Source organism: Cupriavidus sp. 22TCCZM04-2, from assembly GCF_057798895.1.
Genome location: NZ_JBYOJS010000024.1, coordinates 50,767 through 72,507, shown reverse-complemented (window position 1 = coordinate 72,507; position 21,741 = coordinate 50,767). Strand labels below are relative to the sequence as shown.

The 21,741-nt window shown below is 62.7% G+C and carries 22 protein-coding genes; 13 read left to right on the top strand and 9 right to left on the bottom strand.

The features are described 5' to 3' along the window. The first annotated feature begins 24 nt into the window (after positions 1 to 24). From AC3FKG_RS26360 to AC3FKG_RS26335, 6 genes are all read left to right on the top strand, one after another. Entirely contained in the window at positions 25 to 414 is a 390-nt protein-coding gene (locus tag AC3FKG_RS26360) for a barstar family protein (protein WP_488744536.1), read from the top strand. Positions 415 to 625: 211 nt separating this feature from the next. Further along, positions 626 to 970 (top strand): DUF6984 family protein, encoded by a 345-nt coding sequence (locus tag AC3FKG_RS26355; protein WP_483709994.1) that lies wholly within the window; start codon positions 626 to 628, stop codon positions 968 to 970. Positions 971 to 1,639: 669 nt separating this feature from the next. Continuing rightward, on the top strand, positions 1,640 to 1,969 hold the full coding sequence (locus AC3FKG_RS26350; RefSeq protein ID WP_488744535.1) for a hypothetical protein: 330 nt from the start codon (positions 1,640 to 1,642) through the stop codon (positions 1,967 to 1,969). Next, positions 1,966 to 2,418, top strand: coding sequence for a DUF2846 domain-containing protein (locus AC3FKG_RS26345; protein WP_483709996.1), 453 nt, complete (start codon positions 1,966 to 1,968; stop codon positions 2,416 to 2,418). The genes AC3FKG_RS26350 and AC3FKG_RS26345 overlap by 4 nt, the downstream gene beginning before the upstream one ends. 90 nt (positions 2,419 to 2,508) lie before the next feature. Beyond that, the gene (locus AC3FKG_RS26340) at positions 2,509 to 2,823 is read left to right on the top strand and encodes a hypothetical protein (protein WP_488744534.1); all 315 of its coding nucleotides are present in this window, start codon (positions 2,509 to 2,511) and stop codon (positions 2,821 to 2,823) included. A 451-nt stretch (positions 2,824 to 3,274) separates the two neighbouring features. Further along, entirely contained in the window at positions 3,275 to 4,543 is a 1,269-nt protein-coding gene (locus AC3FKG_RS26335) for a DUF445 domain-containing protein (protein WP_488744533.1), read from the top strand. 28 nt (positions 4,544 to 4,571) lie between these two features. On the opposite strand, the gene AC3FKG_RS26330 is transcribed toward AC3FKG_RS26335, so the two are convergent. From AC3FKG_RS26330 to AC3FKG_RS26320, 3 genes are all read right to left on the bottom strand, one after another. After that, positions 4,572 to 7,067, bottom strand: coding sequence for an EAL domain-containing protein (locus AC3FKG_RS26330; RefSeq protein ID WP_488744532.1), 2,496 nt, complete (start codon positions 7,065 to 7,067; stop codon positions 4,572 to 4,574). A 233-nt stretch (positions 7,068 to 7,300) separates the two neighbouring features. Then, a complete protein-coding gene (locus AC3FKG_RS26325) occupies positions 7,301 to 8,365 on the bottom strand; it encodes a beta-keto acid cleavage family enzyme (RefSeq protein ID WP_483710000.1) in 1,065 nt (354 codons plus the stop codon). Positions 8,366 to 8,392: 27 nt separating this feature from the next. Beyond that, the gene (locus AC3FKG_RS26320) at positions 8,393 to 9,295 is read right to left on the bottom strand and encodes a TauD/TfdA dioxygenase family protein (protein ID WP_488744546.1); all 903 of its coding nucleotides are present in this window, start codon (positions 9,293 to 9,295) and stop codon (positions 8,393 to 8,395) included. 299 nt (positions 9,296 to 9,594) lie between these two features. On the opposite strand from AC3FKG_RS26320, the gene AC3FKG_RS26315 reads away from it, so the two are divergent. Then, positions 9,595 to 10,644, top strand: a complete 1,050-nt coding sequence (locus tag AC3FKG_RS26315) for an AraC family transcriptional regulator (RefSeq protein ID WP_488744531.1) — start codon at positions 9,595 to 9,597, stop codon at positions 10,642 to 10,644. A gap of 107 nt (positions 10,645 to 10,751) precedes the next feature. Here AC3FKG_RS26315 and AC3FKG_RS26310 read toward each other — a convergent pair whose 3' ends face one another. Next, a complete protein-coding gene (locus AC3FKG_RS26310) occupies positions 10,752 to 11,552 on the bottom strand; it encodes a YdcF family protein (protein WP_483710004.1) in 801 nt (266 codons plus the stop codon). Positions 11,553 to 11,994: 442 nt separating this feature from the next. On the opposite strand from AC3FKG_RS26310, the gene AC3FKG_RS26305 reads away from it, so the two are divergent. Beyond that, entirely contained in the window at positions 11,995 to 12,678 is a 684-nt protein-coding gene (locus AC3FKG_RS26305; RefSeq protein ID WP_483710006.1) for a type 1 glutamine amidotransferase domain-containing protein, read from the top strand. A 20-nt stretch (positions 12,679 to 12,698) separates the two neighbouring features. On the opposite strand, the gene AC3FKG_RS26300 is transcribed toward AC3FKG_RS26305, so the two are convergent. Continuing rightward, the gene (locus AC3FKG_RS26300; protein ID WP_488744530.1) at positions 12,699 to 13,358 is read right to left on the bottom strand and encodes a methyltransferase family protein; all 660 of its coding nucleotides are present in this window, start codon (positions 13,356 to 13,358) and stop codon (positions 12,699 to 12,701) included. Between the two features lie 117 nt (positions 13,359 to 13,475). On the opposite strand from AC3FKG_RS26300, the gene AC3FKG_RS26295 reads away from it, so the two are divergent. Continuing rightward, on the top strand, positions 13,476 to 13,811 hold the full coding sequence (locus tag AC3FKG_RS26295) for a nucleotide pyrophosphohydrolase (protein WP_488744529.1): 336 nt from the start codon (positions 13,476 to 13,478) through the stop codon (positions 13,809 to 13,811). 117 nt (positions 13,812 to 13,928) lie between these two features. Then, complete coding sequence (locus tag AC3FKG_RS26290) at positions 13,929 to 14,807, top strand: restriction endonuclease (protein ID WP_488744528.1); 879 nt, start codon at positions 13,929 to 13,931, stop codon at positions 14,805 to 14,807. A gap of 13 nt (positions 14,808 to 14,820) precedes the next feature. Here the strand turns inward: AC3FKG_RS26290 and AC3FKG_RS26285 are convergent, their stop codons facing one another. The 4 genes from AC3FKG_RS26285 to AC3FKG_RS26270 all read right to left on the bottom strand — a co-directional run bounded on the left by AC3FKG_RS26285 (position 14,821) and on the right by AC3FKG_RS26270 (position 18,053). Further along, positions 14,821 to 15,570 (bottom strand): carbonic anhydrase, encoded by a 750-nt coding sequence (locus tag AC3FKG_RS26285; protein ID WP_488744527.1) that lies wholly within the window; start codon positions 15,568 to 15,570, stop codon positions 14,821 to 14,823. 268 nt (positions 15,571 to 15,838) lie between these two features. Continuing rightward, positions 15,839 to 16,174 carry a hydroxyisourate hydrolase gene (uraH, locus tag AC3FKG_RS26280; RefSeq protein ID WP_483710013.1) on the bottom strand — a complete coding sequence of 112 codons (336 nt, stop codon included), beginning with the start codon at positions 16,172 to 16,174 and terminating at the stop codon, positions 15,839 to 15,841. A gap of 30 nt (positions 16,175 to 16,204) precedes the next feature. Continuing rightward, positions 16,205 to 16,711, bottom strand: a complete 507-nt coding sequence (gene uraH, locus AC3FKG_RS26275; RefSeq protein WP_483710015.1) for a hydroxyisourate hydrolase — start codon at positions 16,709 to 16,711, stop codon at positions 16,205 to 16,207. A gap of 1 nt (position 16,712) precedes the next feature. Beyond that, a complete protein-coding gene (locus AC3FKG_RS26270) occupies positions 16,713 to 18,053 on the bottom strand; it encodes an MFS transporter (RefSeq protein ID WP_483710017.1) in 1,341 nt (446 codons plus the stop codon). A gap of 415 nt (positions 18,054 to 18,468) precedes the next feature. Between AC3FKG_RS26270 and AC3FKG_RS26265 the strand changes: the two genes are divergently transcribed. The 3 genes from AC3FKG_RS26265 (at position 18,469) to AC3FKG_RS26255 (ending at position 21,721) form a co-directional block, all read left to right on the top strand. Then, complete coding sequence (locus AC3FKG_RS26265; protein WP_483710019.1) at positions 18,469 to 19,416, top strand: LysR family transcriptional regulator; 948 nt, start codon at positions 18,469 to 18,471, stop codon at positions 19,414 to 19,416. Between the two features lie 129 nt (positions 19,417 to 19,545). Beyond that, positions 19,546 to 20,073, top strand: a complete 528-nt coding sequence (uraD, locus tag AC3FKG_RS26260; protein ID WP_488744526.1) for a 2-oxo-4-hydroxy-4-carboxy-5-ureidoimidazoline decarboxylase — start codon at positions 19,546 to 19,548, stop codon at positions 20,071 to 20,073. Positions 20,074 to 20,506: 433 nt separating this feature from the next. Beyond that, positions 20,507 to 21,721 (top strand): DUF4382 domain-containing protein, encoded by a 1,215-nt coding sequence (locus tag AC3FKG_RS26255; RefSeq protein WP_483710022.1) that lies wholly within the window; start codon positions 20,507 to 20,509, stop codon positions 21,719 to 21,721. The last annotated feature ends 20 nt before the right edge of the window (positions 21,722 to 21,741 follow it).

The window sequence follows — 21,741 nt, the reverse complement described above, 5'->3', positions numbered from 1 at the left end:
TGCCACAAACATGGCGTCAACCAAGTGACAACACATACCTCCTTTCATTACGTCGACAGTCCGAGCCAGTATCGCCTCGAGGGCGCTTTCGTTGTTGTGATTCCGCGTGCCATCAGAACGAAGACTGTCTTGCTTGAGAAGCTCGCATCATTGCTCGCGTTTCCCGCCTACTTTGGCTTTAACTGGGATGCGTTGTTTGATTGTTTCCGAGACTTCAGTTGGCTCAATGAGCACATCATTGTGCTCATTCACCCTGAACTTCCGATACTGCCGCGACCCGAGTTGGAGATTTATCTGCGATTGTTGCGAGACTCCGTTCTGGACTGGCGTCCCGGGGATGCTCATCGTTTCGATGTGATATTCGCTAAATCGGACAAGGAGATTGTAGAGGGCTGTCTGCGAGCGGGTAGTTGACTTGCCCCGCTGGGGTGGAGGGCGTAGAGCTGACTGAGCAGTGACTGTGCATTAGGCGCGATTGGTGGGGCTGCGAGTGCTGTCGTGGCGCCTCTGGCGCACGATGGGCTGTACGGCGGTACGCAGACCGTGGTCGATAAGGGCACCTTTCGACTCCCGCAGCGACATGGAGGCGCGCGCTTGTCGGCCGGATTACCCCACCGAGGTGAGCATGGGTATGGTGAGATTGTTGCACGATGACGAGAAAGCTTTGCTTGTCGACATGATTCATGGAACTCCGCAGGCACAAGGGCTGCTTAGCTCGTTGGAGAATGCTGTCGTTGAAGAAATGAACGATGGTGGGATGGGCAGCTTGCGCTTTTGCCAGCTTGGCACTATGGCCCCGCGACGCCTTGGTGCCTTGCTGGCAGAGAGGGAGTTTGTCGATAGCGATGGGATACCGGTAATGGTTGCGATTAACCTAGATGATCGCGGAGAGTTGTTCGAGCTTGATATTTGGAAAGTCGACTTCACCCCCTTGAGGCGGTTTCCTGTCATCGGTAAGCGGCCGGAATGACCCGGGTTGGATTCCCGAAACTGGCGCACGGAGTTCCACGAACATTGGTTCTCGCTGGAACAAGCTCGGGCAATAGCACTAGATCGAGGCGAAGACGTGTCTGTATTTGCCACAGAAATTGAGGCTGCCATTGCAGCATTGAAGGACCTAGTGGCTACAGTCCGATTCGTAACAGGAATACCTACAAAAAAATGAAAGCCTTGAGGGAAAACGATACGTTTCGCCTGCCGAAGGCAGTCGAAGGCACTGTCATAGGCGAGCGCGAAGCTGTCAGCCTGCCGAAGGGGACATTAGTCGCAGTTGTTCTCGTGCACGGTGATGCTCTCGCGCCCTTGGCATACGAAGTGGAGGCGTTCTTGGAAGACAGCGGCCGGTATGTACTGGCTACCGTTGAGGCTAGTGACTTTCAGTAAGCCGATACGGCAATTATCAAGGACATCGCATTCAGGCGCGCCGGGAACACGTGTCGCCGTTCGCCGCGCCCGGAGATCGTCATCTCGCTTGATGGAATCGGCTATTGGAACAAGCAATAATCAATGTGACGGAACGCCACTACTTCGCAATCTATCGATTCAAACGGCTACCTGAATGGGGACACCATTCTCTCTCCGCTTCCAGCGCTTCGGACTCGCTGCAGCATGTTGCCTGGCACTTTCGGCCTGTGCCCCCATGATTGCGACGGTCCCATCGACCATCGAGGTCACACAGCCAGGTGAGCCTGCCAGACGCGTCCAACCCCTGGCGACCGCCACCATTACGTTGGACACCGGTTATTTCCGCACGCTGGCAGACAAGTCGATCTGGTCGAGAGTCGGCCGCGTGCCGCAGGGCGACGTTTATCGGCCCGTTGGCACCATCTTCACGATCGAGGGCCGCCAGGTCCACGAGGCCTACCTGGTCATCCGCGAGAAGACCCTGGTGGGCTTCTATCTGCCCGGGGAACAGCACTATTCCCCGCTATCCACTGCAGTACCTTTGAACTTGGGAGAAATCGAATGAAACGGGTTGCGCGCATGCTGATCGCCGGACTGGCGGTGTCATCGTTGTTGGCGGGGTGTGCTTCGGGCGTTAAGCACGCTGACATGGCGGCCTCGATGCCCACGATGAAGTCAGGCGAAGGCCGGATCTACTTCCTGCGCTCGGCGTCAATGTTCGGCGCTGCGATTCAGCCTGACCTGCGTCTCAATGACCAGGTGGTGGGCGTATCGAAGCCCGGCGGCTTCTTCTTCGTGGACCGCCCGGCCGGCAAGTATGTCGCTTCGGCCGCGACGGAGACCGAGAAGACGCTGAGTTTCGTGCTTGATGCTGGCGAGACGAAGTATGTGCGCAGTTCGCCCTCGATTGGACTGCTGGTGGGTCGCGTCGTGCTGGACCTGGAATCGCCGGAAAAGGCCAGGGAGGAACTGGCCGGACTTAGCTATACCGGCGATGTGGTGAAGGCCAAGTAGCCTGCGCCGGAGAGTGATGGGCTTCAGGGGCTGCGCCGGAATTCAGACAGATTCGCAGTCGCACTTCCCCATCACGAAGTGAGTACCTAGATGATTCCGAAACTTGAGATCCTTATAGGTAGGAAGATTGTGGCTGCCGACCTGACTCCGCATGATGGTGGGTTGTTGTTCTCTGGGAACATTACTCTGAATATCTACCGCTACTGTTTAGTGGGAGCAAACGGTCCAAAGGAGCAGATCCTGGTTGGCTCTGAAGTGCTGGACGTAGAGGAGAAGGCTGATGGCGTTGCTTTGGTCCTTAGCTGCGGGGCCAAGATAGAAATAGATCTGTCAGACGATGCGTACTCCTGCCCGGAAGCAATGCAGCTCCGGGTGCCAGGTCAGCCAATAGTCGTTTGGAATTGAGTTTGCGAACTGATGAACCCGGCTTCGGCCGGGTTCATCGTTTCTGGCTACCGCATGGCCTTGAGGAGAGGTCCGTAGACGTAGGTACCGTTTGCGGTGGCGACCGTGATCAACGTGGGGGATGAATCGGCCTGCAGGCGACGCCATGCGAGGGCGTCGGCCTGGTCGAACGCCTTTCGGCGCAGAAGACATAGAAGTCGAGGAGCGCGCCACCGTGCCAGACAAGCGAAAAGCACGAGCATGAGGAGCGAAGTGACGCCCGCCAGGCGCGCAACCGGGAAGACCGTGGCCGCTGATGGTCAGTTGGCAGGATTCTTGAATCCCCATATTCTTCTGACGGACAGGGGATCCAGCTGCGGTGAGGCCTAAAGCCCACTCAGTTGCCGCAAGTTGTGCGGTGGATTTCCGTAGGGCCACACAGATATTCCATCCATCGTTCTACCAATCTTCAATGAATCAGGAACTAGAACTCCGCAACGCCAAGCGCAAGGCGATGGCCCTGCTACTCGCGGCGACGCTCGTCTTTGCGATCACGATCTTCCTCCCACAAGGCTTTGCCACCGATTGGGTGCGCGCTGCGGCCGAGGCTGCCATGGTTGGCGGCATGGCCGACTGGTTCGCGGTAGTCGCTTTGTTCCGCCGTATTCCGGTACCGGGGCTCGCCGGCCACACCAATATCATCATCCGCAAGCGAGACGACATCGCCGACGGGCTTGCTGTCTTCGTCAAGGAAAAATTCCTCGATGTGAACTCGGTGGTCGCGCTGATCGACAAGCACAACCCTGCACAGGTTGTCACCGATTGGCTCGATTCCGCATCTAATACGCGCCGCATGGGCGATGCCGTGGCACGCTTCGCACGAAGTGCGCTCGACCTGATGGACGAGAAGACAGTCCAGGCATTTGCCAAGGACGCCGTCGATGCCATGATCGATCAGGTGGACCTCACCCAGTCAGCGGCCGGAATCCTCGAAACGCTGACGCGAGACAATCGGCACCAGGCGCTGCTGCGGGAATCGATCACGCATCTGGTGGAGCTGCTCAAGCGTCCGGACACGCGCGACATGATTGCCGGGCGAATCGCGGAATGGCTCAAGCTGGAGCATCCGTACAAGGAGAAAGTATTACCGACTGAATGGATCAGCGGTCATGGCGCGGAAATGATCTCAGCGGGATTGTCGCGCGTGCTGACGCAAGTCGAGAAGGACGACAGCCATGAGTTGCGCAGGAAGTTCGACGAGGTGACCAATAGCTTGATTAAGCGCCTGAAGGAAGATGCGTCGTTTCGCGCAAAGGCCAACGACATCAAGCGCTATCTGCGTGAACATCCGGCGTTCAATGCCTACATCGGGGAGCTCTGGGGCGAATGGAGAGAACGTCTCAAGGCAGACCTGGCGCGCGAGGACTCCGCCATCTATCGCAAGGTGGCGGGCGCCGGCCAGTGGATTGGCGAGGAGCTGGCCCGCAACGAATCCCTGCGGCAGGCGCTGAACCAGCACCTGAGGGATGCCGCGCGCACGATGGCGCCCGACTTTGCGGACTTTATCACGCGTCATATCAGCAATACGGTGCGCAGCTGGGACGCGAAGGATATGTCACGGCAGATCGAGCTCAACGTCGGCAAGGACCTGCAGTACATCCGCATGAACGGGACCATCGTTGGCGGGCTGATCGGAGCGACGCTCTATCTGCTTGCCCAGGCGCCAGCGCTGATTCGATGAGGCGTGCCGGTGGCGGCCAGTCTCGATGTCAGCCGCCAATGCCCGCACGCGGTAGCCGCTCAGCCGCGACAGGCCGTGCCAGCAAAAACCCCTGCCCCCGATCACAACCGATTTCCCGCAGAAACCTTAACTGCTCCTCGTTCTCCACCCCCTCCGCCACCACCGTCAACCCAAGCGAATGCGCCATGGCGACAATCGCGCGCACGATCGCACTGTCACGCCGGTGCGCATCGATACCAGCGAGAAACGACCGATCCACCTTCAGCGTATCCACCGGCAAGGTCTGCAAATACGTGAACGACGAATACCCCGTCCCAAAATCATCAATAGCAAGGCTCACACCACGCTGCGCTAGCTCACCCAGCAGCAATTCCGTCACCCCATTGCCAGTCATTGCCATGCTCTCGACCAGTTCCAGCTGCAGCCTGGCCGGCGGCAGGCCGGTATCGCTCAGGATGCCGGTGAGGTCATGCAGGAACTGCTCGTGGCGGCATTGCCGCGCGGAGAGGTTGACCGCCATCCGGCCGAACGCGAACCCCTCTTCGATCCAGAGGCGCGCCTGCCTGCAGGCTTCGCGCAGGACCCAGGCGCCAATCGACACGATCAATGCCGAATCCTCGGCCGTTGTAATGAACGCACCGGGTCCCAACAGGCCCCGCGTCGGATGCTGCCAGCGCAGCAGCGCTTCCACGCTGACGATGGCCCCGCTGCGCAAGTCATAGACCGGCTGGTAGTGCAGGCGGAATTCATCGGCCGCCAGGGCGTTGCGTAACTCGCTTTCGAGCGTGATCCGCTCCATCGAGGCCGCGGTCATCTGCGCGGCGAAGAAGCGGAAGTTGTTCTTGCCTTCGTCCTTGGCCTCGTACATGGCCAGATCGGCCTGCATCAGCAACTGATGCGGGTCGGTGCCGTCATCGGGGTAGATGCTGATGCCGATGCTCGGCGTCACGAACACGGTTTGTCCGTGTGTGTCGATCGGGTGCCCGACTACCTTCAGCAAGGTCTGGGCAATCTGCGCGACGTGGCGGATGTCTTCGATGTCCTCGATGACCACCGTGAACTCATCGCCGCCCAGGCGCGCTACCGTGTCGGTCTCGCGAACGGATTCCTTGAGCCGCCGGGCAATGCTGATGAGCGCGTGATCGCCCACGCCATGCCCCATGGTGTCGTTGATCAGCTTGAAGCGGTCGAGGTCGAGGAACATCACGGCCACCCGTCTGCCGGCACGCTCGGCGTGGGCGATGGCATGCTTCAGGCGCTCGCTGAACAGGGTGCGGTTCGGCAGGGCCGTGAGCGCGTCGTGCATCGCCAGGTGGTTCAGGCGCTCTTCATCCTTCCGGCGCTGCGTGATGTCCGAAAAGATGGCGGCGTAGTGCGTGCAGCTGCCGTCGGGGTTGTGGATGCCCGAGATCGACAGGTATTCCAGGTAGAGTTCGCCGTTCTTGCGGCGGTTCCAGATCTCGCCCTGCCAGCTGCCTTGCTCGCGTAGCTCGCGCCACAGCGACTGGTAGAACGCGCGGCCCTGCTTGCCCGAGCTCAGTATGCGAGGGGTCTGGCCGATGGCCTCGGCCTGGGAATAGCCGGTCAGTTGCGTGAATGCCGGGTTCACCCGCTCGATCACCCCGTTCAGGTCCGTCACCATGACGCCGTCGAGCGTGGCTTCGAACACGCGGTCGGCCAGCTTCAGGTGGTAGGCGGACTGCAGCAGGGCTTCATCGCGCTCGCGCAGCGCTTGCTGAAGCTCGTGTACATATTCGTACTCGATCGTGCTCAGGATGTCGGCCAGGCTCAGCACGCCCGCCAGTTCGCCGCGGTCGTCGAGTACGCCGACATGGCGGATACGATGTTCGACCAGAGTCTGGCGGGCCATGTAGAGGCTTTGCGACCGCCGCAGCGCGCGCAGCGGGCGCGTGGCGTGTTCGGCCACCGTGCCGCCAAGCGCCTGGGCGGCTGCCAGCCGGACAATATCGCGCTCGGTCAGGATGCCGTACTCGTCCGCAGCGTAGCGGACGACGATGGCGCTCAGCCCGCCGGTGCGCATGGTGTGCATGGCCTCGGTCAGGCTGGTGTCGGGCGCCACCATGACAGGCCGGGACAATTTGACGGAATCGATTGGCCTGGCGCGCAGGAAGAATTCCGCGCCATGGCCCAGGACCAGATCGGTCTGCGAGAGCATGCCGAGCGGACGCTCGTCGTTGTCGACCACCAGGCAATGGCGGATGCCCTTGTTCCTGAAATGCACGACGGCGTCGCCAAGGCGCGTGCGGCCGGGCAGGGACTGCACGGGATGGCTCATCAGCGCGCGGATCGGCCGGGACAGGGCGCCGACGTCGTCGCCGAGCGCCAGCGCATCGCGTTCGGTCCAGATGCCGACCGGCCGGCCCTGCTCCATCACCACAATCGAACTGCAGCGGCGCTCCGCCATGCTGGCGACCACTTCGCTGACGGGGGTCAGCGGCTCGCACGCCAGGGTTGATTTTGATACGAGACGTTCGATCTCGATATCCAGGGTTGTATACGGCATGTCGCGCTCTTGTTCTCTGTGTCTTGTTGTTGTTCGGCCTACCCGTCGGCGATCGCAAGCTTAGTGGCGGGAGGGGAGGCAACTGTTGATACAGATCAAGGTGGCATTTGCGTGATGCCAAACCGACACAGCGGTCAGGATCCGGCAAAAAACAATGCCCGCCATGCCGCCCCGCAGTGTCTGCGGGGCGGCGCGGCGGGCATGCCGATACAGGCTCGGCGCAGACGTGCTGGTTAGGCGCGGCTGGCGTGCTGCGTGAATCCGACCTGGCCAGGCTTGCGGTTCGGTGCGAATCCGTTCTCGGCCAGCGTCTCGGCGGCGCTGTCATAGAACGTGCCGATCTTGTAGATCTCGCGCGCTTCCTTCGCGTTGGCTACGTCGCGGCCGAACTCGCGCGACATGCGCACAAGCTGCTCGATCTGTTCCACGGTGCCCATCTTGCGGTCGCGGCGCTGGGTCCAGATGTTGTCCTCGATGCCGCAACGCACGTGCAAGCCCAGGGCGATGGCCATCATGTTCAGCGGCAACACGTTGAGCATGGAGGTCTCCAGCGTCAGCACCGAGCCATTGGGGCAGGCCCGCACGAAGTTCGCCAGGTTGTAGAGGGTTGGCGCTTCGAAGCCGCCGCCGATCGCCACCCAGGTCAGGATCAGCGGCACGTTGCAGCTGCCCTTGCGCATCATCCGCTCCACCGTTTCCAGCTGCGCGATGGTGGCAAGCTGGAAATGGGTCTGGATGCCATTGCTGCTGAGGCGGCGGATATGTTCCTCCACCCATTCCGGCCCGGCGGGAATGGTCATCTCGCGATAGGCGCGATAGTTCGCCGGCTCGGCCAGCGAGGTGCCGGCCACGTCGGCCGCGCACATCTGCTCGACCACGTTCATCTGGTTGGTGTTGATGGCGATCGTCACCTGGTCCGGCGTGGGCTTCAGCTCGGCCAGCATGTGGCGGGTGTCGTCCGACAGCCACTTGGCGACATCACCGTCGCTCTCGGGCGCAAAGGAAATCGAGCCCCCCACCTGCAGGATCATGTCCGGCACGCGGGCACGGATGCCGGCCAGCAGTTCGTTGAACTTGGACAGGCGCTTGGAACCCTTGCCATCCGCTTCACGCACATGCACGTGCAATACGGTGGCGCCGGCGTTGTAGCAGTCCACGGCTTTCTGGATCTGCGCTTCCATGGACACCGGGATATCTTCCGGGAAATCGGAAGGCATCCATTCCGGACCATAAGGGGCTGCGGTAATCACCAGCTTCTGCTGGTTCTCGGGGAACAGTGAACCGTCGATGAAATCCATGTCTCTCTCCTGGTGGTGGTGGTTGGCTCAGGCGGCCAGTGCGGGTTCGGGGGTACGGCTGTCGGTGGCGCGCTCGCCGATGCCAAACGGCTTGTCGCCGATGATGCCGGCGCGCTCCATCTTGCGGTGGCAGGGCGCGTAGTCCATCACCGCGTAGTGCTGGGTGCTGCGGTTGTCCCAGATGGCCATGCTGTTGGCCTTCCAGCGCCAGCGGACCTGGTATTCGGGAATGAACGCCTGCGACAGCAGGTAACGCAGCAGCTCGAGCGCGCCCGGGTTGTAGTCCTGGCCGTAACGCACATTGGCTGCCGTGTGGAAATTGGTGAAGTGGGTGGTGAAGGCGTTGACGAAGAGGATCTTTTCACCGGTCTCGGGGTGGATGCGCACCACCGGGTGCTCCGGATCGGGATACTGTTCCTTCAGTGCCAGGCGCCGCTCGATCGGCATGGCGGCGCCAAAGCTGGCCTCGATGCTGTGCCGGGCGCGCAGGCCGGCAATCTGCGTCTTCACGTGCTCGGGCAGGTTCTCATAGGCGAGCGCCATGTTGGCCCACATCGTGTCGCCCCCGACGGCGGGGCTCTCCACGCAGCGCAGCACGCATCCCATGGGCGGCGCTTCACGCCAGGTCGCATCGGTGTGCCAGGCGTTCTCGTAGCGGTCCATCGGCTGGTCCGGTTGCTTGTAGATCTGCACCAGGCCCGGGTATTTCGGATGGCTGCCGGCTACCGGGTGATTCTCCAGGCGGCCGAACCGCTCGGCAAACGCGACGTGCTCGGCGCGGGAGATGTGCTGGTCGCGCAGGAACAGCACCTTGTGCCGCAGCAGGGCGGCACGGATCTCTCCGAACAGCCCGTCATCGTGGATGGCATCGGCCAGGCTCACGCCCGTCAGTTCGGCGCCAATGGTGGCGGTCAGTTGTTCTACGCGCATCATGCGGCCTCCGTGCGGGTAATGACGGAAGCCGGGCATGCGATACCGCGTCCTGCCGGGCGATGGGAAATGCTGGTTGAAGTCACTCTTTGTCTCCTGCCGTTTTGGATCGGGGTCAGTCAACGCGTCTTGGCGTCAGGTGAAAATTACTGTCCGGGAAGAGGGGAGACTTTTCATTGCGCGACACGCTCATTGCGTTTGATGCCAAGGGTGGGGGCCCGGCCGCAGCAATTTGATCGCCGTCAAACTTATCGCTTGCTGCCCACACCATCCTTGCAGGAAAGATCAGAGGAGGGCGCATGACGACACAGGTTCGCGCGGCGGCGTTGACGGGTTACTTCGACGTAGCGTCGCAATTGGGGCTGGATACGGAACCGATCCTGCGCGCGGCAGGCGTCTCGCGCGCCTTGCTCGATGACCCGGACCAGCGCATTCCGGTGACCACGGTCATGACCTTGCTGGACGAGGCGGCGCGCGCCAGCGGATGCCAGTCATTCGGCCTGCGCATGGCCGCGACGCGCCAGCTCGCGGACCTGGGCGCCATCAGCCTGTTGCTGACACACCAGGCCACCCTGCGTGATGCATTACGCACCCTCATCCGTTATCGCAGCCTGATGAACGAATCGCTGGCGATGCTGGTGGAGGACGCCGGCACGACGGTGATCGTGCGCGAGGAAATCGTACTGGAGGATGCGCCGGTATCCCGCCAGGCCATCGAGCTCGCCACCGGTACGCTGCATCGCGCGTGCAGTGTCCTGCTCGGTCTGCAGTGGAACCCGCACAGCGTTCATTTCACGCATGACGCGCCAGCCGATCCGCGGCTGCATCAGCGGATGTTCGGCTGCAAGCTGAAGTTTCACAGCGAGTTCAACGGGATCGCCTGTGCCGCCGCGGATCTCGACCATCCCAACCCGATCGCGGATCCGATGATGGCGGAGTACGCGCGCCGCTGTCTGGAGGCGCAGTCGGTGGCCTGCGCGACATCCTGTGTGCTGGAAGTTCGCAAGGCCATCTATTTGCTGCTGCCAATGGGCCACGCTTCGATCGAACAGGTGGCCCGGGGACTGGAGATGGAAGTACGAACACTGCAGCGCAGGCTCAAATCGGCGGGTACCGTGTTCTCCCATCAGGTCAATGACGTGCGGCGCGAACTGGTGGTGCGGTACCTGGTCAGCGGCGGCCATCTGCTGGCCGAGGTGGCGGAGCTGCTCGGCTTTTCGATGCCGAGTTCCTTTACGCGCTGGTTCTCGGGCGAGTTCGGCGTCTCGCCGTCGCAGTGGCGTCAGCGGCTGGTGCAAGCCGTGACACCAGTGGAGTATCGCGCGCCGGTGTGCCTTCGGCATGGTTAGGCCACAGTTTTCAGGGTCGTTTCCTTACCCTCCCGGGCGAAGGCATCTGCCTGCGTCGTTGCGGGATGTTATGAAAACAGGTCAGCGTGGAGCAGCCGCCTTAAGCCTCAATACTCGCGCAGGATCCAGCTGCTGATCGATGCAAAGTACTCACGCAGCCATGCATTGAAGCGCAGGTACAACGGCGTGCCGGCGCCCACGCCGAAGACTTTGCTGAATCCCGCCTTCCGTGCAATGCCCAGGGCGCGCCGCACGTGAAAATCGCTGGTCACCACGATGATCGATCCAGTGTCATCAACACCTTGCTCTTCCAGCATGCGCCGGCTGAACACAAGGTTCTCCTCGGTACTGGTGCTGCGGCGCTCGCGAATCAACCTCTCCGCCGCAACGCCACGCGCCATAAGGTAGTCGGCCATGATGTCCGCCTCGGTGCAATGCCGCTCGAAGTCCTGTCCGCCACTCACCACCACCTTCGCCGCCGGCCATCGCTGGGCTTGCACCAGCCCCTTGTCCAGTCGTGCTTTCAACGCGGGCGATGCCGTGCAGTCTGGTGTGCCGGAGCCAAGGACGATGATCGCCTTGATCGGAACTCCCGCGGGCACGGTCACGCCGGCGTCGCTGCGGATACCGTGGAAGTACACACCCACAGTCAGAAGCCAGACGGCAAACGCGGTCCACGCTGCACGCCATAGCCACTGCCTGCGCCGATTGGCCTGACGCCAGCGTGCGACACGATGCCAGCCCAGCGCGAGCAGCAGGAACGCGATGCCGATGCCGCCGGGGAGCACGATGCCGAAGCTGAACAACCCCATGGACATCAGCCCGATGGCGTCGCCAAGCAGTACGGCGCCCACAAGCGCCAGGGCAAGGCGTATCCATTGCCTGCCGGGATTCAGTGACCGCGCCATGGTCGTCCTCTTGTTAGCTGCCATCGTGCCTGTGCAACGTGTCGCTGCTGAACTTCATGTTTGTCCCTGATTGATGGGCTCGCCGCAGCGGGTGGCTGAGCAAAGGCGAAGGCGACACTATAGCGGCGGGTCGATAACACTGACTGGCTTGTGGCTGCAAGTCGCCTATCGCAGACTCCATCACTATCGATTCTGCGCGTTTCAGCAATGAACTGCCGAACGCGAGCGATGCAGCGTCGCTTGCTTCGCCTGCAAGCCGAGTCGGCCTTTGACTTTGAAGGCGCATGCACCATGCTTACAGGGTCCGTATGCCGCAAGGCGGTCCCGCTGGAAGTCCGTGTGCCGAAAGCGACGCGACCAGCCGATCCAGGGCGCCGCATAGTTCCTGGCGGTCTCTCGCACAGCATGGACATATCCCGCTACATCTCCCGGAGATTCGAACATGAAAGTCCTGATTGTCCTGACCTCTCACGACCAACTTGGCAACACCGGTGAAAAGACCGGCTTCTGGCTGGAAGAACTCGCGGCCCCGTACTATGTGCTGAAGGATGCCGGTGTCGAGGTCACGCTCGCATCGGTAAAGGGTGGTCAGCCGCCGCTCGATCCGAAGAGCAATGATCCCGCCTTCCAGACCGCCGCGACCCGCCGCTTCGACGCCGATGCCGACGCAAAGGCAGTACTGGCGTCGACGCGGAAGCTGTCCGATGTCTCGGCCGGCGACTACGACGCGGTGTTCTATCCAGGCGGCCACGGTCCGATGTGGGATCTCGCCGAAGATGTCCACTCCAAAGCCCTGATCGAAACCACGCTGGCGAGCGGCAAGCCCGTCGCGCTGGTCTGCCATGCGCCGGGTGTGCTGCGTCATGTGAAGGCGAAGGACGGCAGCGCGATGGTCAAGGGCAAGAACGTCACGGGATTTACGAACAGCGAAGAGGCCGCGGTCGGCCTGACGGATGTTGTGCCGTTCCTGGTCGAGGACATGCTGAAGGCAAACGGCGCCAACTATTCCAAGGCCGGAGACTGGCAACCGTATGTCGTCACGGACGGCCTGCTGGTCACGGGCCAGAATCCTGCATCCTCGGATCCCGTTGCCCATGCGCTGCTGACGATGTTGAAGCATCGCTGACACGGAACCGTTCGGCCCTTCTAATACACCCCCGGCACCATCCTCCAGGTCCTCGCGCAATACGCCTCATACTGCGCCCCAAACTCCGATCGCAACAACGCTTCCTCCGCACGGATGCGTGCCACCAGCGGCGGGATCATCAGCAATGTCAGGAGCACGCCCACACCCGAGCGAAAGGCCAGTACCCATCCCAGCGAACTGACGACGAAGCCGAGATAGCTTGGGTGCCGGATCACGCCATACAGGCCGGTGGTCACGAGCTTGTGCCCGCGCTGGATCGCGACCAGCCCGCTGAATCGCTTGCCCAGGATGAAGACAGGCACCAGCCGCAATACGCCACCACCGGCGAACAGCGCCACGCCGATCCAGCGCAGGGTGTCACCGTCGATGACCCAGAAGCCGATGCGGTCGTTCCACGCTGGCACATAGCCGGCCAGCAGGCCGAGCACGCCGAACGCCGCGAGCACCCAGCGGTTGCCGCGGTCTTCGCGTTCGCCGCTGCTGATATTGCCTTGGGAGAAGACGGCGACCACGGCGAGCGCCATGGTTGCTTCGGCTAATACGATCCGCGCGGGATGGGCGAAGAAGGGCGCGATGCCGCCCCAGCCGAGAACGGGCAGCGCCAGGTAGGCAAGGGTGCCTGCCAGGGTGAAGACAGCCATGCCGATGGATGAACGCATGCCGGGCCGCCATAAGGAGGATGCTGAACCTCTAGCGTATGCCGTTTGGCCACCGGTTGCTGGCCGCCCTGGCATGTTTCAATACGGCTTTGCCGAAGACACGTCATGCAGCAAATCATGCCTCTCATCGATATCAGGAATCTCCAGCAAGCCGCCATCGCCTTCGGCGAAGCGCGCGGCTGGGGCAAGTATCACAGCCCCAAGAACCTGGCCATGGCGCTGAGCGTGGAGGTGGCCGAACTGGTCGAGATCTTCCAGTGGCAGACCGAAGAGGAATCGCGCGGGATCATGTCGACGGACGAGCGCGCGCATGTGGAGCAGGAACTGGCGGATATCACGATCTACCTGACGCAGCTCGTGACGGCGCTGGGCGTGGATCTGGATGCGGCAGTACGGGCAAAGATGGAGATGAATGCGAAGAAGTATCCGGCGCTGTCGCAACCAGAGAAATAGCGATTGACGCACATTTTGCGGCCGGTGCGGTGATAATCGCCCCTAATCCCCGCAATTCTTGCGGAGTTTCATTCCGTATTGCAGGAAATTTCGAGCGGTCGGACCAGGGAACGCGCCATGGCAAGAAGAAAAAACACAAGCGTCTTCGAAGATCTCTTTGGGCTGGCAGCGTTGCCGCCATGGTGGGCAGGCATCGTGCTGGCGGCGGTCACCTATGGCTTTCTGCATCGCTACGCCGTCGCGGAGATTCCTGTTCGAGTTCAGCCCGGTCAGATGGGGCAAATGGTTGTTGGGCAGATGACCAAGGCGTTAGCGACTTATGGGCAGTACATCGTGCCACTCATCTTGCTGGCCGGGGCCGCAGCATCCTTCGTGAAGCGCCGCAAGCGCGAAGGGCTAGTCCAAAACGTGGCGGCGGATCGCTCGGGCGCCGCGCTGCGTGGAATGAACTGGCGCGATTTCGAATTGCTGGTCGGGGAGGCCTTCAGGCTGCGCGGCTACGCCGTAGAAGAAACCGGCGGCGGCGGCGCGGACGGCGGCGTTGACCTCCGCCTGCGCAAGGGCAATGAAGTGTTCCTTGTGCAATGCAAGCAGTGGCGCGCCTACAAGGTATCCGTAACCGTCGTTCGGGAGTTGCTGGGTGCCATGGCGGCGGAGGGCGCAACAGGCGGCTATGTTGTGACGTCAGGTATTTTTACTATCGATGCACAGACGTTTGCAAAGGGTAGAAATATTCGTCTAATAGATGGCCAGGCGCTGGCGACATGGATTAATGGGGCTCGCGAAAGTGAACTGATGAAGCGGCCAGAAGCGCATGCGCAGCACGGTCTTCAGGCAAAGGCCCCGCCAACGCCTGCGCCTCGGTTGTCAGATCCTGCTTGTCCGCGCTGCGGAGGGTCTATGGTCCGGCGTATTGCAAAGCAGGGGGCAAATGCCGGCAATTCGTTCTGGGGTTGCGCGACATTCCCAAAGTGTCGGGGCGTGCGGGGACTCTAGGCGAGCGAAGGGCTTATCTGCCCACCAACACCTCCCGCCCATTCACCGCCTGCACCGGCCGCGCATTCATCTTGTACAGCTTTCTGAACGCCTCAAGCTGCGCGGACGAAACCGACACCGGTGTCTTCATCACCACCCATCGCACATCTTCGCTGCAAGGCGGCGTAGTCAGCGAGCCGATGAACGTGTAGTTGTCGCGTTTCGCTGGCAGCAGGTCACCAACGTTGATGTTGCCATCCAACGCGTGCTTGTCACCGGTCTTCGCCGGCAGGCTGGCGAACACCGGTTTTAGCGCCGCATTCGCTTTGCCCGTGCGGAACAGCACGGCGATCACCGCCAGCTTGCCTTCCGCACTCTTGTGCACAAGGTGCGCCACCAGCGGATAGGACTTGCCGTCGATCTTCTCCTCGCTCGGTGTGTGGAAGTGGAACTGCGCAAGCTTGTACTGCGCGCCATCGATGGTGAGCGTGCCGCCATTGGCTGGTTCGACCTGGATGGTGTGGCCGTTGTTGATGACCTCGGCATTCGCGGGCGCATAGGAGAGATCGATGGCCTGTGCCGTGGTGCCGGTCACCTTGCGTGTCTCGATATTGATCGGCGACTGGCGCTGGCCCGTACCACACACGGCGTAGTCCGCTTCGAGGTGGGCCCACTGGCTCGCGCCAGTCTTGCCCTGGTAGGTCCAGTGCGGCGGTTCGTTGGCGCTGGCAATCGACGTGAGAAGCAGTGTGCCCAATGCTGCAATCGCAATGCGTGTCTTCATCTGATGGTTACCGTTGTGGAAACTAAGGGACGAGCAGGCGGCCGCATGCCTGAACGGACCGATGCCCATGGCTCCGGAACGCTGCCTGATTGGCAGGGTTGACCGGGGGAATGCATCAAACCGTCTCATTGGACCGGGCAAGTGTAGCGGGCTATCGGGTGCGACCACGCGAATCCCATGACGCCGGTATGAATGATGCGCCACAAACAAAAACGGGCGGCCTGGCTTGGCCGCCCGGGCGCAGAAACGCGCAGTACCACATGAACACTCAACTACCCCGATACGTCCCGAAGCTCCACGGCGAGCACAGCAGCGGCACATGGTAGTGCTGCGCGGCATCGGCAACGGTGAAACGCACCGGGACGATATCCGCAAACACGTCCGGCGTCTTGAAGTAATCGGCCACCCAGAAGCGTAGTTCGAAATCCCCGGTGCGCGCCTGCGTGGCGGGCAGCATCGGTGTGTCGGTGCGGCCGTCGCTGTTGGTGCGCGCACGGGTAATGAGTTTGGGCGGCTGCGTGCCCATGTCGAACAGTTCGATCTGCATGCCGGCGATGGGCCTGCCGAGCGATACGTCGAGTACGTGAGTACTGATGCCTGCCATGTCGGTCTCCTTGTCAGCAAACGGGCCGCATCAGCTGCCGCGATAGTAGTTGTAGCTCCACGGCCCGAACAGGACGGGCAGGTGGATGCGCTGGCTCGCGTCCGTCACGCGAAAGCGCAGAGGGATCTTCGACAGGAACAGCGGCTGCGGCAGGTTGGCCTTGCGCGCGGCGAAATATTCGTCCACGTGCAGCAGCAGTTCGTAGGTGCCCGTGCGGTAGGTGTCGCCGATCAGCAGCGGCGGTTCACTGCGGCCGTTGGCGGCCAGCGTGACAGTCTGCATGTGGCGCGGCTGGCCGTTGTCGATGCGGTACATGTCGACGCGCATGCCGGCGGCGGGCGTGCCGTGCCAGGTATCGAGCGCGTGCATGGTCAGGCGCGGACTCAGGCCGCCTTGCTGCACGGGGCCGGTGGTCTGGTTGGGCGCGGTCTCGGCCAGCGCGTTGCCGGCCAGCAGCGCGCCGCCGCCCAGCGTCAGGGATTGCAGCGCGAAGCGGCGGCGGCTGGCGTCGAAGTCGGGATCTTGCTGGTCGCGCATATCAGGCTCCACGCTTGTTGGCGAGCTGGCGGATGCCGAACACCACCAGCACCGCAGCCGCGATTTCGATGACGGCCACCACGTACAGGCCGGTGGTGACCTTGCCCGTGGCGGTCTTGATCAGGCCCATCGCATACGGCGCGCCGAAGCCGGCCAGGTTCGAGACGGAGTTGATCAGTGCCACGCCCACCGCAGCGGCGCTCCCGGCCAGGTAGCGGTTAGGCAGCTGCCAGAAAACGGGAATCGCGCTCATGGTGCCAACCAGCGAGGCCGTCATGGCGAGCAGGGCGATCACCGGCGACAGCGCGTTCATGCCGAGCAGAATCGCGAGCACAGCCATGGCCCCGCCACCAACCAGCGCCGCGGTGCTGAAGTGCCAGCGCACTTCATTGCGGCGATCGGAGTGTGCGCCGTTGGCGATCATGCCGATGGCGCCGCACAGGTAGGCCACCGCGGCAATCCAGCCGACCGCCATCGGTGTGGTGAAGCCCACGTCCTTGATGATGGTCGGGATCCAGAATGTCAGCGTCGAGTTGGCGCACAGCAGGCAGAAGTAGATCGCGATCAGCAGCCACACCTTCGGGTTGGTGAACACGCTGCGCCAGTCGTGGCCGCGTTCGCCCATGGCGGCGTTGTCGCGCTTGAGGGCGTCGAGCACCACGCGTTTTTCATTGTCGGTCAGCCACTTGGCCTGCTCGGGCTTGTCGGTCATGTAGAACCAGGCAAAGATGCCGGCCAGCACGGACGGAATCCCTTCGATGATGAACAGCCACTGCCAGCCGTGCATGCCATGCACGCCGCCCATCGATGTCATGATCCAGCCGGCCAGCGGGCCGCCGAGCACGCCGGCGATGGCCGATGCCGACATGAACGTGCCGAATGCGCGCGCGCGGCGTTCCGACGGATACCAGTAGGTCAGGTAGAGAATCACGCCGGGATAGAAGCCCGCTTCGAACGCGCCGAGCAGGAAGCGCAGCGTGTAGAACTGCAGGGGCGTGGAGACATGGGTCTGCAGCATGCAAATCACGCCCCAGCAGATCGTGATGCGCATGATGGTCTTCTTGGCGCCGATTTTCTGCAGCAGCATGTTGGACGGCACTTCGAACAGGAAGTAGCCGATGAAGAAGATGCCGGCGCCCAGGCCGTACACCGCTTCGCTGAACTGCAGCGAATCGAGCATCTGCAGCTTGGCGAAGCCGATGTTCACGCGGTCCAGCCACGCCAGCACCCACAGCACGCCCAGGAAGGGCAGCAGGCGCCAGGAGACCTTGCGGTAGACGCTGGCTTCAGCGTCGTCCGCTGTGCCGGCGAAGATCGGCACGCCTTGCTTCGTAATGGACATGGTGTCTCCTGTCTCGTCAGTTTGCGTCGTGCGGCCCGGCTGCCTGAGAGGCGATGCGGCGGGCGCCGTCGTTTGGTTGGAAGCAAGTATAGGAACGCGCTGACAGGGGGGAACGGGAGGGCTGGTATAGGCCCTATATCAGCATCGATATGGAGCGCAAGGCCTTGTGCGGCGCGGGTTTGCGGGCGATCCGGCGTCAGGTTGGCGGGATTATGGATTACCCTATGCCGGCCCCGTTCCACGCACGCGCTCACAATCACTGTCGTTCCCGCGAAGGCGGGAACCCAGCGGCTTGTCCTCGGCGAGGACCTTGAAAGTCACTGGGCTCCCGCCTTCGCGGGGACGACAAGCGGCGATAATGCGACGATTGCGTCGCCGGCTGCGCCCGGCTGCCATCCTCGCCCAGGACTCCATCATGATCCGCGCCGACGATCCCTTCGATACCTACCTGCTGCGCGTGCTGTGCATCCTGATTGCCGAGCAGAGCGTCTCGCGCACGGCCATCCGCCTGAACCAGTCGCAGCCGGCGATCAGCTCGGCGCTCAAGCGGCTGCGCGTAATCTTCAACGACCCGCTGCTCACGCGCGAAAAGAACGTGATGGTGCCCACCGAGCGCGCCTTGCAGATCGCGCGCAACGCGCAGGCCGCGCTCAGTGCGCTGGACAACCTGCTGGTGTCGGATGACCGCTTCGATCCCGCCACCACCGAGCAGACCTTCACCGTGGCGATGCCGGACTACCTCGCGCCGCCATTCTTTGCGCACGTGGTGCGCGAATTCCGCCGCGCGGCGCCGCATGCGCGCCTGGTGGCCGTGCCGCTGAGCGCGAGCTTCGACTACGAACAGGCCTTGTCGGAAGGCACGGCGGATATCGTCATCGGCAACTGGCCCAACCCGCCGGAACACCTGCACCTGTCCGTGCTGCTGGAGGACGAGGTGGTCTGCATGGTGGCGCAGGACAGCGTGCACAACCAGCCAGGCAAGTTCACCGCGCAGGCCTATCTCGGTGCAGCGCATATCGTGCCCACGCCCTATTCGCGCGACCAGCGCGGGCTGGTCGATTCGGGACTCAGCACCATGCGCGTGCACCGCGACAACCGCGTGAGCTGCCCGTATTTCAATCTTGCACCGAGTCTGATTCCTGGCACCGATCTGATCCTGACCACGGGGCGCCACTTTGCCAACTATCACGCGCAGCAGGTGCCGGTAGCCGTGCTGAGGCCGCCGATCGAGTTTCCGTTCATGCGCTTCTATCAGCTATGGCATCCGTCGCGCCACCGCTCTGCGGCACATATGTGGCTGCGCGGCATGCTGACGGCAGCCTCGCAAGCGTTGCGCAATCTGCGCGACATGCCGGCAGCGTAGCGGTATCGGATTCTGTTATGCGACCTATAGGGTGGCGGGCCTCGCCGCTGCCCGGAGCGCTTCCTATACTCGGCCCGTATTCAACGTCCATGCCTTGCCGACGCGGCGGGTTTTACGGGAGAGCAGTCCATGTCACAGTCAATCGATCTCGCGCCGGTCAACGCGCTGGACCAGGCCGGCTTCGAGCGCGTGTTCGGCAGCGTGTTCGAGCACTTTCCGCAGGCGGCGGCAGGGGCCTGGGCACAGCGCCCGTTTGCATCGGTGGCGGCGCTGCATGACGCGATGATGGATGTGGTGCGCAAGCTCGACGACAAGGGCCAGCGCGATTTCCTGAACCTGCACCCGCTGCTGTCCGGCGCGAACATCCGCGCGGGCACGATGACGGCGGACTCGAATGCGGAACAGAAGAGTGCGGGGCTCGATGCGATGTCGGCGCAGCAGGAAGCATCGCTCGATAACATGAACCAAGCCTATCTCGCGCGTCATGGTTTTCCGTTCATCGTCTGCGTGCGCCACTACACGCGTGAGGGCATCTTCGCTGCGCTGGAGCGCCGCGTGGACCGCAGCACGCCAGTGGAACTGGACGAGGCGCTGGCGCAGATCGCGGCGATTACACGCGGGCGCCTGAACGCGCGGCTGACGGCCCTGGTGTCCTGATCCCGGCTGCGTGCGCGTGCAGGCCGGCGGCGCACGCCCACTGGCCCCTGCCATCCTTCGACACGATGCGAGATTCGTCGTGCGTCGCTGTCGTGAATGCATGCATTCACGAATCGATCCGATGCTCCCTGGCATCGCGCCGAGTCGCTTCTTGCGTGACGATGCGCTGCCATGCAACCGCCGTTGCCATGCAGTGTCCGTCGTCTGTCCGGCCAAGCCGCGCCGAAGCTTCACGTTGATCGCGGCGCAGCAAATGTTTCGCTGCACTGCGTCGCGCGCGCTCGCACACGTCGTCTTGGCGCAGGCGACGTTTGGCTGATCGAACATGCAGACAAGGCGTCGTTCCTTTACAACCCATTACAAAGACTTACAACGCTTGTGCGGTTTGCAACATATTCTCCGGTTAGCTTCCAACAACAAGCGGAGACATACCGTGTCTGACTTTTCCAAATCCTGTTCTTACAGCGCATTGCGCATCGTCGCACTGGCCGGGGCCCTGGGGCTGGCAGCGTGCGGCGGCGGTGGTGGTGATGATTCAGGTGGTGGTGGCCAGGGAACGCTGAAGGTCTCGATGACCGACGCGCCGGCCTGCGGCTTCGACCATGTCTTCGTGACCGTGAACCGGGTGCGCGTGCATACCAGCGCCAATGCCGATCCGGGCGCCAGCGGCTGGGTCAACATCGACGTAACGCCGGCGCGCAAAATCGACCTGCTGTCGCTGACCAACGGCGTGCTGTCCACACTGGGCCAGACCGCGTTGCCGGCCGGTAACTATCAGCAGATCCGGCTGGTGCTCGACGCGAACAATGGGGCCGGCTCGGCGGCGCTGGCCAACTCCGTCGTACCGACCGGCGCTAGCGAGCAGACGCTGGATACACCGAGCGCGGTGCAATCCGGCATCAAGATCAACCGTCCGTTCACGGTAGCATCGGGCACGCTGACCGACCTGGTGCTGGACTTCGACGCTTGCAAGTCCGTGGTGAAACGTGGCAACGGCAGCTATGGCTTGAAGCCGGTCGTGACGGCAATCCCCATGGTGGTCAGCGGTGCCGTGACCGGCGTGGTGAGTTCGGCCCCGGGCGCCAGCGTCTATGCCGAGCGCAACGGCGTGGTGGTGAAGGCGACGGTGGCGGATGCCAACGGTAACTTCACGCTCTCGCCGATCGAGCAGAGCAGCACTGCCGGTCCGGTCGATGTGGTGGTGGTGCCGGGCTCGGCCAATGGCCGCGGCACGGGCATCGTGCGCAGCGTGCCGGTCGTGGCGGGCGGCAGTACCGCGATCTCGACGGCGGGCTCGCCGATGTCGCTGCCGACGTCGGCGTACCGAAAGGTTTCGGGCACGGTGTCGCCGGCATCTGCCGACGTGACGCTGCGCGCGCTGCAACTGGTCAGCGGCGGCACCTTCGAGATTGCCGCAACCGCGGCCGCCAGCGATACCGGTGCCTACAGCTTCTTCCCAGCTGCGCCGGCGCTGCCGGTGGCGGCCCCGGTGATTGGCACGTACCAGGCTGCGTTGCCGATCCCGCTGCAGCCGGACGGCGCCGCGGGCGGCAAGTACAGCGTGCAGGCCACCAGCGCGGCAGGGGTGGTGAAATCGCAGCCGGTGGATGTCAACACCGCCGACGTGATCCAGGACTTCTCGTTCTGATTGGACCGGTTCAACCGGGG

Coding starts and splice junctions, on each gene's coding strand:
- AC3FKG_RS26335 (WP_488744533.1), top strand. CDS start 3,275: ATGAATCAGGAACTAGAACTCCGCAACGCCAAGCGCAAGGCGATGGCC.
- AC3FKG_RS26350 (WP_488744535.1), top strand. CDS start 1,640: ATGATTGCGACGGTCCCATCGACCATCGAGGTCACACAGCCAGGTGAG.
- uraD (WP_488744526.1), top strand. CDS start 19,546: ATGTCACAGTCAATCGATCTCGCGCCGGTCAACGCGCTGGACCAGGCC.
- AC3FKG_RS26325 (WP_483710000.1), bottom strand. CDS start 8,365: ATGGATTTCATCGACGGTTCACTGTTCCCCGAGAACCAGCAGAAGCTG.
- AC3FKG_RS26290 (WP_488744528.1), top strand. CDS start 13,929: ATGGCAAGAAGAAAAAACACAAGCGTCTTCGAAGATCTCTTTGGGCTG.
- AC3FKG_RS26300 (WP_488744530.1), bottom strand. CDS start 13,358: ATGCGTTCATCCATCGGCATGGCTGTCTTCACCCTGGCAGGCACCCTT.
- AC3FKG_RS26295 (WP_488744529.1), top strand. CDS start 13,476: ATGCCTCTCATCGATATCAGGAATCTCCAGCAAGCCGCCATCGCCTTC.
- AC3FKG_RS26305 (WP_483710006.1), top strand. CDS start 11,995: ATGAAAGTCCTGATTGTCCTGACCTCTCACGACCAACTTGGCAACACC.
- AC3FKG_RS26315 (WP_488744531.1), top strand. CDS start 9,595: ATGACGACACAGGTTCGCGCGGCGGCGTTGACGGGTTACTTCGACGTA.
- AC3FKG_RS26270 (WP_483710017.1), bottom strand. CDS start 18,053: ATGTCCATTACGAAGCAAGGCGTGCCGATCTTCGCCGGCACAGCGGAC.
- uraH (WP_483710013.1), bottom strand. CDS start 16,174: ATGGCAGGCATCAGTACTCACGTACTCGACGTATCGCTCGGCAGGCCC.
- AC3FKG_RS26345 (WP_483709996.1), top strand. CDS start 1,966: ATGAAACGGGTTGCGCGCATGCTGATCGCCGGACTGGCGGTGTCATCG.
- AC3FKG_RS26330 (WP_488744532.1), bottom strand. CDS start 7,067: ATGCCGTATACAACCCTGGATATCGAGATCGAACGTCTCGTATCAAAA.
- uraH (WP_483710015.1), bottom strand. CDS start 16,711: ATGCGCGACCAGCAAGATCCCGACTTCGACGCCAGCCGCCGCCGCTTC.
- AC3FKG_RS26285 (WP_488744527.1), bottom strand. CDS start 15,570: ATGAAGACACGCATTGCGATTGCAGCATTGGGCACACTGCTTCTCACG.
- AC3FKG_RS26355 (WP_483709994.1), top strand. CDS start 626: ATGGGTATGGTGAGATTGTTGCACGATGACGAGAAAGCTTTGCTTGTC.
- AC3FKG_RS26340 (WP_488744534.1), top strand. CDS start 2,509: ATGATTCCGAAACTTGAGATCCTTATAGGTAGGAAGATTGTGGCTGCC.
- AC3FKG_RS26310 (WP_483710004.1), bottom strand. CDS start 11,552: ATGGCGCGGTCACTGAATCCCGGCAGGCAATGGATACGCCTTGCCCTG.
- AC3FKG_RS26320 (WP_488744546.1), bottom strand. CDS start 9,295: ATGCGCGTAGAACAACTGACCGCCACCATTGGCGCCGAACTGACGGGC.
- AC3FKG_RS26265 (WP_483710019.1), top strand. CDS start 18,469: ATGATCCGCGCCGACGATCCCTTCGATACCTACCTGCTGCGCGTGCTG.